The organism is Thermomicrobium sp., assembly GCF_053493975.1.
In genome coordinates this window covers 25,363-39,961 of sequence record NZ_JBRBZA010000013.1, presented here as the reverse complement: position 1 = coordinate 39,961, position 14,599 = coordinate 25,363, and the positions used below count along the sequence as shown (strand labels likewise).

General features: G+C 67.2%; 12 protein-coding genes. 8 read left to right on the top strand and 4 right to left on the bottom strand.

Annotated features, from left to right (window positions below; translation table 11 throughout):
• From ACWIVK_RS02800 to ACWIVK_RS02775, 6 genes are all read left to right on the top strand, one after another.
• On the top strand, positions 1-411 hold a 411-nt coding region (locus tag ACWIVK_RS02800), incomplete at its 5' end, for a CHRD domain-containing protein (protein ID WP_448575024.1).
• 13 nt (positions 412-424) lie between these two features.
• Positions 425-922 (top strand): cupredoxin domain-containing protein, encoded by a 498-nt coding sequence (locus ACWIVK_RS02795; RefSeq protein ID WP_448575023.1) that lies wholly within the window; start codon positions 425-427, stop codon positions 920-922.
• Positions 923-975: 53 nt separating this feature from the next.
• Positions 976-1,653 (top strand): hypothetical protein, encoded by a 678-nt coding sequence (locus tag ACWIVK_RS02790; RefSeq protein ID WP_448575022.1) that lies wholly within the window; start codon positions 976-978, stop codon positions 1,651-1,653.
• A complete protein-coding gene (locus ACWIVK_RS02785) occupies positions 1,650-2,063 on the top strand; it encodes a nuclear transport factor 2 family protein (RefSeq protein WP_448575021.1) in 414 nt (137 codons plus the stop codon). The genes ACWIVK_RS02790 and ACWIVK_RS02785 overlap by 4 nt, the downstream gene beginning before the upstream one ends.
• Before the next feature lie 380 nt (positions 2,064-2,443).
• On the top strand, positions 2,444-4,543 hold the full coding sequence (ftsH, locus tag ACWIVK_RS02780; RefSeq protein ID WP_448575020.1) for an ATP-dependent zinc metalloprotease FtsH: 2,100 nt from the start codon (positions 2,444-2,446) through the stop codon (positions 4,541-4,543).
• 93 nt (positions 4,544-4,636) lie between these two features.
• Entirely contained in the window at positions 4,637-5,362 is a 726-nt protein-coding gene (locus ACWIVK_RS02775; RefSeq protein ID WP_448575019.1) for a queuosine precursor transporter, read from the top strand.
• 61 nt (positions 5,363-5,423) lie between these two features.
• On the opposite strand, the gene ACWIVK_RS02770 is transcribed toward ACWIVK_RS02775, so the two are convergent.
• The gene (locus tag ACWIVK_RS02770; RefSeq protein ID WP_448575018.1) at positions 5,424-6,410 is read right to left on the bottom strand and encodes a PhoX family protein; all 987 of its coding nucleotides are present in this window, start codon (positions 6,408-6,410) and stop codon (positions 5,424-5,426) included.
• Positions 6,411-6,565: 155 nt separating this feature from the next.
• Complete coding sequence (locus ACWIVK_RS02765) at positions 6,566-7,381, bottom strand: PhoX family protein (RefSeq protein ID WP_448575017.1); 816 nt, start codon at positions 7,379-7,381, stop codon at positions 6,566-6,568.
• A gap of 334 nt (positions 7,382-7,715) precedes the next feature.
• On the opposite strand from ACWIVK_RS02765, the gene fabD reads away from it, so the two are divergent.
• Complete coding sequence (gene fabD, locus ACWIVK_RS02760) at positions 7,716-8,666, top strand: ACP S-malonyltransferase (RefSeq protein ID WP_448575016.1); 951 nt, start codon at positions 7,716-7,718, stop codon at positions 8,664-8,666.
• A 21-nt stretch (positions 8,667-8,687) separates the two neighbouring features.
• Positions 8,688-9,935 carry a beta-ketoacyl-ACP synthase II gene (gene fabF / locus ACWIVK_RS02755; protein ID WP_448575015.1) on the top strand — a complete coding sequence of 416 codons (1,248 nt, stop codon included), beginning with the start codon at positions 8,688-8,690 and terminating at the stop codon, positions 9,933-9,935.
• 63 nt (positions 9,936-9,998) lie between these two features.
• Here the strand turns inward: fabF and mutL are convergent, their stop codons facing one another.
• Both mutL and mutS read right to left on the bottom strand, forming a co-directional pair.
• Positions 9,999-11,729 (bottom strand): DNA mismatch repair endonuclease MutL, encoded by a 1,731-nt coding sequence (gene mutL, locus ACWIVK_RS02750; RefSeq protein ID WP_448575014.1) that lies wholly within the window; start codon positions 11,727-11,729, stop codon positions 9,999-10,001.
• A 21-nt stretch (positions 11,730-11,750) separates the two neighbouring features.
• Positions 11,751-14,396 (bottom strand): DNA mismatch repair protein MutS, encoded by a 2,646-nt coding sequence (gene mutS / locus ACWIVK_RS02745; protein ID WP_448575013.1) that lies wholly within the window; start codon positions 14,394-14,396, stop codon positions 11,751-11,753.
• Positions 14,397-14,599 lie beyond the last annotated feature (203 nt).

Here is a 14,599-nt window from a genome sequence, read left to right as displayed (position 1 = left end):
GGGCAATCGGGTACGGCGGTGCTCACCGCAGTGGGGAACCAGACGCGGGTGGTGGTGACGCTCTCCAACCCGCCAGCTGGTGTCGCACAACCGGCGCACATCCACGAGGGGACGTGCGCGAACTTGAATCCGAAGCCACGGTATCCGTTGCAGAGCCTCATGGATGGACGATCGGAAACGGTCGTCGATGTGCCATTGGCTGAGCTCCTCGCTGGTCAGTTCGCGATCAACGTGCACAAGTCGCAGCAGGAGATCAGCACCTACGTGGCATGCGGTGAGATCCGGGTCCAGGTGGCGCCAGCCACCGGTGCAGGGCCGCGCGCGCTGCCGGGCTGGCTGATCGCAGCGGCGCTGCTGTCAGGTCTCTTCGCTCTCACCGTTGGGTTCGGTTTGCGGCTGGCCCGCCGCTAGAAGGGGTTCAGTGATGCGTCGCCGCTGGTCGATCGTCGCTGTTCTCGTCTTGCTCCTGGCCATCGGGTGTGGTGGGCGTTCGAACGGCGACAGCATGCCTCGTGGGGATAGTGGTTCGGAGTACGGCGGCCCCTACGACTATGGGTCGCAGTCCGGCACGAGCGTGCCGATCCCTGCTGCTGCCTCACCGAGCGCGCCGGGAGTTCTCAGTCCGGTGCCCGGAGCGGCTGCGTCGACGGCGATCCCGACCGTGGCGCAGGGAGGGACGGTGGAGATCGCGGTGGTGAACTTCGGTTTCCAGCCGGTCGAGATTACTGTCGCCGCCGGCACGGTGGTTGTCTGGCGCAATGTCTCGCCGACGACGCATACGGTGGTGGCGAAGAACCGCGCCTTCGAGAGCGAACTCCTCGCCCCAGGTGACACGTACTCGGTCACGCTCCGCGAGCCGGGGGTCTACGAATACGAGTGCACGCTCCACCCCGAGATGGTGGGACGCGTCATCGTCCGTTGAGGGATGGGGTATGCTTGCCCGGCGGTCAGGGAGCGTGGTGAGGACGCGTGCGGATGTATTGTCCGAGCTGTGGGGCGGAGCAGCCGCCGGGGCCAGTGTGTCTCGCCTGTGGACGGTCGTTCCGGCGTCAGCCGGAGCTCCCGAGAGGACCGCGCCAGGTCCGGCGGTACCAGCGCCGCGGGGTGAGTGGCCGCGTGCTCGGTTGTTCCACCACGCTCGTCGTCGGGCTGGTCGTCGTCCTGGCGGCGATTGCCTTCTTGACGCGCGAGCCGGTTCGCGCACCGGTCGAGGACGAGGGAGCGAGGTCCAGCGTCGCGGCGGTGCCCTCCCCGGCGGTTCCTATCGGACAGGGCACGTCGCCGGTCGCCGGTAACCGAAGGGTGACCGTCACCGAAGGGGAACTCGACCGATGGCTGGCCGAGTACGCGGCCGAGTTGCGCCCGGCCAGTGACCCGCAGGCCGAGATCGACGCGGACGGGATCGCTCTCCACGTGCGGATCTACGGGTTGGGAGCGACCTATCGCGCGCGGCCGGTTGTCCGGGACGGACGTCTGGTTTTGGAGGATGGACGGATCGAAGGGCCATTGGGTCTCGGGATGGGTGCCGAGAGCGTGACGGCCCGGTTGCAAGCGGCGTTGGACGAGCGATTGGCCGGTGCGGGGCTGCGTCCCGTGGCGGTCGAGCTCCGACCGGGCGCACTGACGGTGGAATTCGAACCGGTCGAAGGATGAAGGCGGGCGGACAGGCGAGCGATCCGGTCGCAGTCGTGCGGGCAGTGCTGGCAGCGCTGAATCGGGGAGACCTGGAGACAGCGCTCAGCTACTGTGCCGACGACATCGTCCTGTGGGCACCAGGACCGAGTCCATCCGGCAGCGAATTCCGGGGTAAGCAGGCCCTCCGAGCTTTCCTGGAGGCGAGCGAAGCTGCGTGGCCGGACAGCTGGGCCGCGGTGCGGACGCTGGTGGCCGACGGCGATGAGGTCGCCGTCGAGTTGGTGGCGACGGCGACGCACGCGGGGGACCGGGTGACGCAGCCGATGGCAGCCTTCTTCACGGTGCGTGATGGACTGATCGTGCGTCAGGCCTGCTACTTCGATCTGGCTGGCCTGCTGGCGCACTTGCGGGAGCGTGGGTTGGCCTAGCGGCGCCCCGGCGAGTGAATCGGTCGCGCGTCAGCACCAGAAGGGGCCTCGGCTGCGGCTGGGTCGGCCGGACGGTGCGGGTGCGCTGGGTCGGGAACGACGGGGGCCACGTTGACACGTGGTGCGGCGAGGCGGGTGACTCGCCGAGCGGGATCCGGGCGGTGGGAGGGGTGACTGCTCGCGCACCTGCCGGATGATGGGTTGCGGGCGGATGGTGACCTGCCTGCTCGGTCGCTGTGGAGACGCGGTCGGGGCGTTCATCGGATCGTCACGAGCGGTGGCTGGACGCGGCTACCCGCCTGGTGGCATACTTGCCAGTGCCGGGGTGAGCGAGAAGCACCCGGTCCCACTATCGCACACCTGTCTCATCTCCTCCTCACGTGCGAGGCAGCCGGCTTTTCCGCGGCTGCCTCGTGCGTCGTTGGGACGGGTCTCCGATCGAGCGAGTACAATCGAAAAGAATCGGCCGAGGCTGCAGCAAGCGCCTGGCTCGTCGCATCGAGGGATCGAGTATGGATGAGCGCAACCGCACACCGCGCGATCAGCGCGAACGCTCCGCGAATCCGGTCGGGAAAGTCCTGCGCGGGATCTTCGGCTCGCGCTTCGGCCTGCTGTGGATCATCGTCGGGCTGATCCTGTTCTACAACCTGTACGCTGTGTTCCGCCCGGAACGGAGCGGGCCGCAATCGGAGATCGCCTATTCCAGTTTCGTCGCGGCGGTCGAGAAGGGGCTGGTCTCGACGGTGACGTTGTCCGGGCAGACGGTCGATGGTCAGTTCACCCAGCCACTGCGGGTGGCCAATGGTATCGTCTATCTGCCGGGTGAGCCGTTGCCCGATACGGTGGACCCTGCTCAGGTCCGTTCGGTAACGCGCTTCCGCACGGTGATCCCGGAGAATACGCAGTCCGAGGTGACGGCTTTTCTCCAGCAGCACAACGTGTTAGTGAAGGTACAGCCGTCCGGTGGTGCCTCGTTTCCCGGTCTGCTGTTGAGTGTCCTGCCGTTCGTGTTCCTGATCGGTCTCTTGTTCCTGTTGGGGCGGAATCTCAGTCGAGGGCAACAGAACGTCTTTAGCTTCGGGCGGTCGCGGGCACGGGTCTACGACGTCGAACGTCCGCAAGTGACCTTCGCGGACGTGGCGGGGGAAGAAGAGGCCAAGGCAGAGCTCGCGCAAGTGGTCGATTTCCTGAAGAACCCTGCCAAGTACCATCGGATCGGGGCGCGTTTGCCGCGCGGCGTGCTCTTGGTCGGCCCGCCCGGTACAGGGAAGACGCTCCTGGCGCGGGCGGTGGCCGGGGAGGCGGGTGTGCCGTTCTTCAGCGTGAGCGCCTCGGAGTTCGTCGAGATGTTCGTGGGGGTCGGCGCGAGCCGCGTCCGTGACCTGTTCGAGCGTGCCAAGGCGCAGGCACCGGCCATCATCTTCATCGACGAGTTGGATGCCGTGGGGCGGCAACGGTTCGCTGGCTTGGGTGTGGGGAACGACGAGCGGGAGCAGACGCTGAACCAGCTCCTGGTGGAGATGGACGGGTTCGAAGCCCACACCGATGTGGTGGTCATCGCGGCCACCAACCGGCCGGACGTGCTGGATCCGGCGCTGCTGCGACCGGGGCGGTTCGATCGCCAGGTCGTGGTCGGGCTGCCGGACAAACGGGGGCGGGCAGCGATCCTGGGCATCCACACGCGCGGTATCCCGATCGCACCCGACGTCGATCTGGACGGGCTGGCCGCGGTGACGCCGGGGTTTTCCGGAGCGGACCTGGCCAACCTGGTGAACGAGGCGGCACTGGTCGCAGCGCGTCGCGGGAAGCAGGTCGTGGACCGCTCCGATTTCGAGGAAGCACTGGACAAGATGCTGCTGGGGACCACGCGCTCGCTCCTGATGAGCGAGGAGGAGCGGCGCTTGGTGGCCTATCACGAGGCGGGACACGCGGTGGTCGCCTACTTCACCCCTGGCTCGGACCCCTTGCGCAAGATCAGTATCGTGCCGAGGGGACGGGCGTTGGGGGTGACGGTCCAGGCGCCCGAGGAGGATCGCTTCAACTACACGCGGAACCAGCTCTTGGGACGTCTGGCGGTGCTCTTGGGGGGACGTGCCGCCGAGCAGTTGGTGTTCCACGAGGTGACGACTGGAGCGCAGAACGACCTGAAGGAGGCGACCCAGCTCGCTCGTCGGATGGTCGGTCTGTGGGGGATGAGCGAGGAGCTCGGACCCATCTACCTCGGGTTGGGTGAACAGCACGTCTTTTTGGGGCGCGAGATCGTCCAGGATCACAGTATCGGCACGAGCACGCTGGATCAGGCAGACCGAGCGGTGCAGCGGCTGCTTCACGAGGCGATGGAGCGGGCCGAGCGGATCCTGCACGAGCACCGGGAAGAGTTGGATCGGTTGGCTGACCTCCTGATCGCTGAGGAGACGGTCGGACCGGAGAAGATCCGCGAGGTCCTGGGTGAACAGCCGGTCGCAGCTGGGGACGACTGAGGGACCGAGGGGGACGACGAGCGGTCCGCGGGGCGAGCGCCTCGCGGGCCGCGCTGATTCGGTGAAGGAGAGTGGTGGAGGAGCGGCGGAGCGGTGCGGCGCGAAGCGGGGGCGCGTTCACGACATATCCCTGTCGAGCTGGGTCCCGGACAGTACAGCCGGTGGTTCGTCGTCATCACGGCGGTTTTCGTTACCACGCTGATCGTCTCCAACATCGTCGCGGTCAAGATCGTCGATGTCTGGGGGCTGTACGTTCCAGCCGGGACGGTGACGGTCTTTCCGCTCGCCTACATCTTCGGCGATGTGTTGACCGAGGTGTACGGCTATCGGCGTGCCCGCTTGGTGATCTGGCTCGGGTTCGCGTGCAATCTCTTGGCGGTGGCGGCCTTCGCGGCGACGCAGTATTTGCCGGCTGCTCCGTTCTGGGATGGGCAGGCGGCCTACGAGCGGATCCTCGGCTACACGCCTCGTCTCCTGGCGGCCTCCTTCCTCGCCTATCTGGTGGGCGAGTTCGCCAATGCTGCCGTGCTCTCGCGTCTCAAGCTCCTGACGCATGGACGGTTCCTCTGGGTGCGGACGATCGGCTCGACGCTGGTCGGGCAAGGATTGGATTCGCTGGTCTTCGTGACAGTCGCCTTCGTCGGGACGGTGGCCGGCGCGGACCTCGTGCGCACGATGGTGACGGCCTGGCTGGTGAAGTCGGCCTACGAGGCACTGGCGACACCGCTGACGTATCTCGTGGTGAACGGGCTCAAGCGCGTCGAGGGCGTCGACGCGTACGATTACGGGGTGAGCGTCTCGCCGTTCCGCTTCGATTGAGGTGGAAGTGAGCCGATGCGGGCCGGGTCGGAACGGTCGATTCCACCCGGCCCGCTCGGAGTCAGCTCCCGATCCGGGGATCTCCGGTGCGCTTCCAGACGGCCATGACGCTGGGGCGTGGAATGGTGCCGTCCGGCCAGCTGGAGAGTGGTGCAGCGAGCGAGCTACGCTCGCCGGGGTGCTGGATAGCGCAGAAGAGCGTCTGGTAGTCGGGTGCGAACTCGGGACCGCAGATTTCGCAGCCGTGAGGTCCGCTCAGGAACATGCGCACGAATCCACGCTCGTCGCCGCTCGTCGGAACCGCGTCGATCCCGTCCTTGCGGCGGAAGGTGCCGGGCTGACCGTCGGTGGCGATCCACATGTTGCCCCAGGCGTCGAAGGCGAGGTTGTTCGGGCAGGAAATCGGGCTGATGAGGTTCGGGTCGAAGCTGGCCGCGAAGACGCTGTCGTCCGGATCGGCTGGGTCACCGCAGAGCAGGAAGCTCTTCCAGTAGGAGCGCGTCGCGGTGGGGTTGCCGTCCTCGATCAGCTCGATGATGTGGCCGTGGCGATTGTTGCCGCGCGGATTGGCGGAATCGATCTGGTTCCAGTTGCGGCGCGTGTTGTTGGTGCAGACGATGTAGACGCGGCCGTTGACGGGATCGGTCTCGACGTCCTCCGGCCGATCCATCTCGGTTGCGCCCAGAAGATCGGCAGCCCGGCGGGTGTTGACGAGCACGTCGGCTCGGGAGCGGAACCCGTTGGCTTCGGTCAGCGGCCCCTGGCCGTCGACGAGCGGGAGCCACTCACCGGTGCCGTCAGCGTCGAAGCGAGCGACATAGGGCGTGCCGGAATCGAGCAACGAGATGTTGGCCCCGCGGGCGCGTGGGTCGCAGCGCCTCTCGCTGGCGAACTTGTAGACGTACTCGAAGCGCTCGTCGTCGCCCGAATAGACGACCACCCGCCCGTCGCGAGCGATGACGACCGATGCCGCCTCGTGCTCGAAGCGGCCGAGCGCCGTGCACTTCTTGGGGACGAACGTGGGATCGTAGGGATCGATCTCGACCACCCAGCCGAAGCGGACGGCTCGTTCGGTTCCTGGCTCACATCGAAGCGCCGGTCGAAGCGTTCCCAGCGACGCTCGAAGGCTTCCGTGGGAATACCGTATCGCCGGTGGACGGCAAAGCGGGGGTCGCTCGAATCGAGCCCGGAGAGATTGCCGAATTACTGGTGGAAGTTTTCCTCGCAGGTCAGGAGCGTTCCTCGAAGAGTCTTGCCACCGGCGCAATTGTTGAGGGTGCCGTCGAGCACGGTGCCCGTGCTGTCCGTGCTCGTTTTCAGCCAATCGGAACCAGCGGCGGGGCCGGTCAGCTCACGGCGTGTGGTGCCGGTGATGTGCCGGTTGAAGGGAGAGCCGGGTCGATCGTGCCACTGACCATGCCCGTGCTGGAAAACCTCGACGATGGTGACACCGTGAGCTTCCAATTCGACTGCCACCTGCCAGGCTTCGGGATCACCTTCGCGGTAGCTGGGGAACATCAGTTTCGGGTTCGTGTACTCGTGGTTCACGGCGAGCAGCCCGCGAGAACCGGAAGCAGCCCCGCCGAGCAGGAAGAGGCCGACGAAGTCGCAGTTGTAGCCGAATTGCTGCGCTTGGGCTTCCGGAGACTGCTCACCGAAACGGAACTCTGGCCCCCAGCTCTGGAGTGGATCGCCCCAGCGGACGATGACGCGACTCTCGTATCCTTCCGGTACGGTGACCTCGTCCCGGGTGTCGAGCGTGATCGGGCGGAAGGTGAGATGACCACGCTGGCCCGCCTCAGTTGTCTCGTGACGGCCTGCGGGGAATACCAGCGCCACCGCGGCTGCCCCACCGAGGAGGCTCCGGCGACTCGAGCGCGGGGCGAGGACGTTCTCGAAGGTCGGGTTCTCGCTGGGGTTGACGGGTTTGGTGAAACATTTGCTCTCGCAGGCCCACTGGCACTTGGCGAGCCAGGCAGCGAGCGTCGGGGAGAGTGGCAAGACGGCACGACGCACCATATCGATCCTCCTTCCTCGGGTCCGTTTCGGTCGTCACACGGCAGGTACCGCTCTCCTGGGACGGTTCGATGAACGCACGGTGAAAAACCCGTGGCTGTTCGGTACGCGGTGGCGGCTCGTCCGCCGAGCGTGGGGTGCCCGAGTGGGTGAACGAATGGGAGGAACCAGGTGAGTGCGGTGTCCTGCACCGGTCGCTGGCTGTCGCTGATCCGGTGTCGAAGGCTGGGGGAAGTGTCGCGGCGGAAGACAAGGACCAACGTCTAGTGCGACAGCCCGGAGACACGTGTGTTACGATACGGCAACAGCGAGGAGAGCGGGTGGGCGAGGTGCGGTGATGGAACTCGGGCGGCTCTTGCAGAAGCGCGTGGGTTTGCTTTTCCCGGGTCAGGGAAGCCAGCACGTCGGTATGGGACAACGGGTGCATCAGCTCTCTGAGGCGGCGCGGCGGATCTTCGCCCAAGCGGAGGACATCCTGGGGCTTCCGTTGCGCCGGCTGTGCTTCGAGGGCCCGGCCGAGGAGTTGGCCGATACGGCGAACGCCCAGCCGGCCATCTTGACGGTGAGTTTGGCCTACCTGGAAGCGTTGCGCGAGCGGCTGCGCGAATTGGGGGCCTCGCTCCAGCCGGCCGTCGTGGCCGGGCACAGCCTGGGCGAATTCACCGCGTTGGTCGCGGCCAACGCGCTGCACTTCGAGGACGCGCTGCGACTCGTCCGCGAGCGGGGCCGCTTGATGCGCGAAGTGAGTCAGGAGCGTCCCGGCGGCATGGCGGCCGTGATCGGACTGGAGCGCGATGCGCTGGAGGAGGTCTGTCGCGAGGCAGGCGACCTGGGGCTGGTGGTGGTGGCGAACGACAATTCACCCGGGCAGCTGGTGATTTCCGGTGAGGAGCGAGCGCTCCAGCGAGCGATGGCGCTGGCCCAGCGCAGAGGTGCCAAGCGCGTCGTGCGACTCGGCGTCACGGTCGCTTCGCATTCCCCACTCATGGAGCGGGTCGCGCACGCCTTGGCCGAGATGCTCGCGCGCATCCCCTTGCGGGAGCCCGAAATCCCGATCGTGGCCAATGTGACCGGCCGCATCCTTTCCACGGTGGAAGAGATCCGGCGCGAGCTGGCCTGTCAGGTGGCGCAGCCCGTGCAGTGGACGACGAGCGTGCGCGAGATGACCAATCGTGGCGTGACGACCTTCTTGGAGGTCGGCCCGGGACAAGTGCTGACCGGACTGGTCAAGAAGATCCAGCGTGACGTGGAAGCCTATTCGATGCGTGACCTCGGTCTCGAGTCGTGAGCAACGGACGAGGAGGACGGTGTGCACCGCGTGGTCGTGACCGGGCTCGGGGCGATCACACCGCTCGGGCTGGATGTGCCGACGTTCTGGCGCCGGGTGCTGGCCGGCGAATCGGGGATCGATCGGATCCAGCACTTCGATGCCAGCAACCTGGAGGTGCAGATCGCCGGTGAGGTCAAGGGGTTCGATCCCCGTGATTTCATGGACTTCAAGGCAGCGCGCCGCATGGATCGTTTCTCCCAGTTCGCAGTGGCAGCTGCCCGCGAGGCGATCCGCGATGCGGGATTGGAGATCACGCGCGAGAACGCCGACCGGATCGGCGTGATGATCAATACCGGCGGCGGTGGTATCCAGACGATGGAGCGCGAGGTCGTCACGTTCTACCAGCGCGGCCCGAGTCGGGTCAGCCCGTTCTTCGTGCCGATGTTCGCGCCCAATATGGCGGCTTGCCAGGTCTCGATCGTCTACGGGATCACGGGGCCGATCATGTCCTCGGTCGCGGCCTGTGCCGCGGGAACGCAGGCCTTCGTCGATGCGCTCCGGATGCTCCGGCTCGGTGAGGCTGACGTGATGATCGCCGGAGGCACCGAGGCTGGGCTCACGCCGGTGGCCGTGACCGCGTTCGCCAACATGGGAGCGCTGTCGCGGCGCAACGAGGAGCCGCAGCGAGCCAGCCGGCCGTTCGACAAGGATCGGGACGGCTTCGTCTTCGGTGAGGGCTGTGCGGTGATGGTCTTGGAGACCGAGGAGCATGCCCGGCGACGCGGTGCACGGATCTACTGCGAGTTAGCCGGTGGGGCGATTACCGGTGACGCCTACCACATCAGTGCGCCCGATCCGGATGGTTTGGGAGCGGCGCGGGCGATGCGACTGGCCCTGCGGGATGCGGGGATGCGCCCGGAAGACGTCGATTACATCTGCGCGCACGGCACCTCGACACCGCTCAACGACGTGACCGAGACCAAGGCGATCAAGGCGGTCTTCGGTGACCATGCCTATCGGGTCGCCATCAGCTCCCCCAAGAGCATGATCGGGCATCTGGTGGGTGCCGCTGGGGCGGTTTCGGGCGTGGTATGTGCGCTGGCGATCCGGGACGGCATCGTGCCGCCGACCATCAATCTCGAGCAGCCGGACCCCGAGTGCGATCTCGACTACGTTCCCAACGTCGCGCGGCGGATGCCGGTACGCGTAGCCATCGCCAACGCCTTCGGGTTCGGTGGGCAGAACGCGGTCGCGGTGTTCCGGGCCTACGACGAGTCGGCCCGATGACCGGATGCACGTGGCGCGGCGGTCGTCCGGGGTGGGGCTGGCAACGGTTGGTGCGTGACTCCCTCACCAGTCGAACTGGTGAGCGAGCGTCTCGTCGTCCACGCGGAGGACGATGGGCGAGCCGTGCGGACAGATCGCCGGCGACTTCGTGGTTCCCAATGCCTGCACCAGTGCGCGCATCGCCGGACGAGTTAACGGTCGCCCACGTCGGACAGCCAACCGACAAGCGAGCTGGATGAGCAGGCGATCGCGCCAGCTCGCGTCGTCCCAGGCGTCCTCGGATTCCTCGAGCAGGGCCAAGAGGGCCGCAGCGAGCGCTGCTGGTTGACCGAGTTCCTGCAGTTCCGGCTGTCCAGCCACGATACCGGGGAGCAGCGGGACGGTGCGCAAGAGGAACGAGCGCGGGCCGAACGGTTCGGCCTGGAAACCATAGGCGGCGAGCTCCTCGAGCCAGCGCGCGAAGCGGTCGCGGTAGGCTGGCCGCACGTCGATCACGAGCGGCTCCGGAAGCAGTACCGTATCCTCGGCGCCGGGATGAGTGGCCGCAAGTCGTTCATAGAGCACCCGCTCGTGGGCGCGGTGCTGGTCGACGAGCAAGAGCATGCCCGGGCCTTCCAGGAGAAGCAAACGCTCTCGTACCTGGCCGATCAGTCGCAGCGGCGGAAAGGCGGGGGTGAGGATCGGCTCCTCGGTTTCCGAGCGGTCGTACGGGCGCGGTGTCTCCGCGATGGCCGCCCGCAGGGGATCGATGGCCGGAGCAGCATCGAGGAAGGTGAAGCGACGCGGTGTGCGGGCGAGGACGCTCCGCACTTCTTCGGCGATGGCGTGTCCCAGCTCGCGTTCGGCCCGGAGGCGGACCTCCAGTTTGGCCGGATGGATGTTCACGTCGACCACGGCGGGGTCGGCCGTGATGACGAGCAGCAGGATAGGGTGCCGGCCGCGTGGCAGGAGGGGCCGGTAGGCGGCCTCGAGGAGCGCGAGCACGGTGCGGGGCTGTGCCCAACGACCGTTCACGACGACATGCAGATGGCGGCGACTCGAGCGCGTGAGGTCGGGACTGCTGACGAACCCGCAGCACGAGCAATCGCCGATCTCGAGTGGACCGAACGGCAACAGCGAAGAGGCGAGCGCCGGTCCGTACAGCTCGCTGAGAACGACCCGCGTGTCACCCGAACCGGTGGTCTGGAGAACGAGCCGATCCTCGAAACGGAGCGTGAAGCGGACATGCGGGGCAGCGATGGCTAGGCGCTGGACGACGCGAGCGATCTCGGCTGTCTCGGCGCGTGTGTTGCGCACGTGAGCCAGGCGCGCTGGGAGGTTCTCGAAGAGGTGGCGGACCGTGACCGTCGTTCCCGGTGGGTGCGCGACCGGCTCATCGGCCAGGATACGGCCATCGCGGACCGTGAGCTGCCGTCCGACCGGCGCATCGCTGGTCGCGCTGGCGATGGTCAGCTCGGCGACAGCCGCGATACTGGGGAGCGCTTCGCCCCGGAAACCGAGCGTCTCGATCCGCTCGAGGTCATCTTCGGCGAGCTTGCTGGTGGCGTGCCGTTGGAGCGCGAGCGGCAGTTCATCCGCTGGGATGCCACAGCCGTCGTCGCTCACGCGGATCTCGTGCAGGCCGCCGCCGCGCACACTGATGCGGATCCGGGATGCACCCGCATCGAGCGCGTTCTCGACGAGTTCCTTGACGACCGAGGCCGGTCGCTCGATCACCTCACCAGCAGCGATGCGTGCGGCGACGTTCGGCGGAAGGACGCGGATCGGGCGACGCGGGGGACGCGCGACGTGCATCGGACGGCTCCACTCGGTCGACTATGCCCCGCCTAGCTTGGCCCGTTGCTCGAAGAGCCAGTCCAGCGCTTGGCGCGGCGTGAGATTGGCGAGATCGAGCTCGAGCAGCGCGCGAGCCAGTTCCTCAGCGGCAGTGCGACGAGTGGGGAAGCCGGGAAGCGCGAGCTGATGCGGGCCGGCGGTCAGCGCGTGCACCTGCTCCGCTGGTTCGGAGCGAGGCGCGGCCGACGCACAAGCGAACCGGTCGACCAGCAAGCGCTCGGCTCGCTCCGCCACCCAGGGAGGGAGGCCGGCCAGCCGGGCCACGTGGATGCCGTAGGCCCGATCGGCCGCACCGGGTCGAACGCGATAGAGGAAGACCACGCGCCCGTCCTGCTCCATCGCCGCGACATGGACGTTGGCGACACCTGGCAGTTCGGTTTCCAGCGCTGTCAACTCGAGGAAGTGGGTGGCAAAAAGCGTGCGAGCCCTGACCCGATCGTGCAGGTCTTCCAGCACAGCCCGGGCGATGGCGAGTCCGTCCTGGGTGGCGGTGCCCCGCCCGACTTCGTCGAGGATCACCAGGCTGCGCTGGGTGGCTTGGCGGAGAATGGTGGCCGTTTCCACCATTTCGACCATGAAGGTGCTCTGCCCACCAGGCAGATCGTCGTGCGCACCGACGCGACAGAAGATGCGATCGACGAGTCCGATGTGCGCGCGGACTGCGGGGACGAAAGAACCGATCTGCGCCAAGAGCACGATCGAGGCGACTTGCCGGAGGTAGGTGCTCTTGCCGCCCATGTTCGGTCCGGTCACCAAGAGGAGACGTGGTCCATCACCGCCGAGCTGGCAATCGTTGGGGACGAACGGTTGCCCATCCAGCAACGCTTCGACGACGGGGTGACGCCCACCCTCGATCAGAATCGTGTCCGATTCGTCCAGTTCGGGGCAGGTCCAGTCATACTGGGCAGCGACTTCGGCGAGGGAGCGGAAGGCATCGAGCCAAGCGATCCAGCGAGCGAGTCGCAAGAGTTCGTGGGCGCGCGCAGTGACTTCGCGGGTCAAGCGTGCCAGTGCGGCGCGCTCGAGTTCGGCGATTTGGGCCTCGGCGGCGAGCAGACGCGCCTCGGCCTCTTTGAGTTCGGGTGTGATGAAGCGCTCACCGGTGGCGACGGTCTGCTTGCGGACGTAGTCAGGCGGCACCCGGCCGAGATGCGGCCGCGTCACCTCGATATAGTAGCCGAAGACTTTGTTGTAGCCGACTTTGAGAGAGCGGATACCGGTCCGCTCGCGCTCACGCTGTTCGAGCGTAGCCAAGAAGCGGCGCGTTTCCTCGACCGACGCGAGCGTGGCATCGAGTTCCGGGCAAAAGCCTGGTCGGAGGCGAGGACCATCGCCGTCTTCGATCAGCGCTCGTTCCAGGAGTGCGGCGAGTTCTGGGCAGGGGATGTAGTCGTCGGCGAAGTGCTGCAGAGCTAGCTCACCGCTGGCCTGGAGGACGCCGCGGAGGGCCTCGGCAGTCGCCAACGCTTGGCGAAGTGACGCGAAATCGCGGATGGTCGCCGAGCCCTGGACGATCTTGCTGGTCAAGCGCTCGAGGTCACCAGTGGCCAGGAGGATCGTCCCCAAGCGGGAACGGAGTTCGGGGGTTGCCCGGAGCGCGCCGACGATCCGTTGGCGTCGGCGGAGCTCGTCCAGGTCGCGGAGGGGCTCGCTGACCAGGCGGCGCAGGGTGCGGGCACCCATCGGAGTCACCGTGCGGTCGAGCACGCCGAGCAGGCTGCCGCGCGTGCCACCGGTACCCAGGCTGCGCGTGAGTTCCAGATTGCGTCGCGTGGCAGCATCGAGCCCGACGCGACGCGCTGGCACTTCGGTCCGGAGACTGGTCAGGAGCGAGAGCAACGCTGGATTGGTGCGCTCCAGGTAGACCACGATGGCGCCCGCGGCGGCGAGAGCGGCGGGAAGATGTTCGCAGCCGAAGGGGGCGAGCGAGCGCGTCCCGAAGAGAGCCCGCAGGCGCTGGGCAGCTCGTTCCGGCTCGAAATGCCAGTGCTCGAGCCGGGTCAAGCGCCCGCCGGGCGGTAGAGGAATGTCGGCGTTGTCGGGGACGAGCGTTTCGGCGGGTGCGAGTCGCGCGTACTCCTCGGCCAGCAGCAGGTCGCGCTCCGCTCCGTTCAGTTCGAGAACGGCGAACTCGCCGGTACTCACGTCGACCCAGGCGAGCCCGGTTCGCTCGGGAAGCCAGGCGACCGCTGCGAGGTAGCGATTCTCGGTCGCGGGCAGCAACGCGGCCTCGGCGACCGTCCCTGGGGTGAGGACCCGCGTGACTGCGCGCTCGACCAGCCCCTTGCCTGGCTCGCTGACCTGCTCGGCGATCGCGACGGTATGTCCCGCTGCCAAGAGGCGTGCCAGATAGTGGTTCAACGCGTGGTGCGGGATGCCAGCCATCGGTACCCGACCGTTGCGGCCGAACGAGCGCGAGGTGAGGGTGACGCGGGCGTCGCGGGCGACGATGCGGGCATCCTCGTCGAACGCTTCGTAGAAGTCGCCGAGTCGATAGAGCAAGATGGCATGGGGATAGTGTGCCTTGAGGCGCAGGTACTGACGACGCGAGGGGACCAAACCGTCGGACGATGCCTCGTTGGTCGCCGGCGCTCGGCGCTGGATGGCTCGTCGCGTCGATCCCATTCCCCTGACCTTCCCGCAAGCCCGACATCAGCGCGATACATGCGCTGTCTAGCATACGCGTCACGTGCCAGCCTGGCACGGGCGGGAAGCAGCGGGGCGCCGATGGGCCGCCTGCTCTCGAGCATGGGGCCCTGGTCGGGTAGCACGCTCTCCAACGGTGGCCGGGAACCGAGCGGAAGGGGCGAGCCTACTCGATCCGGCAG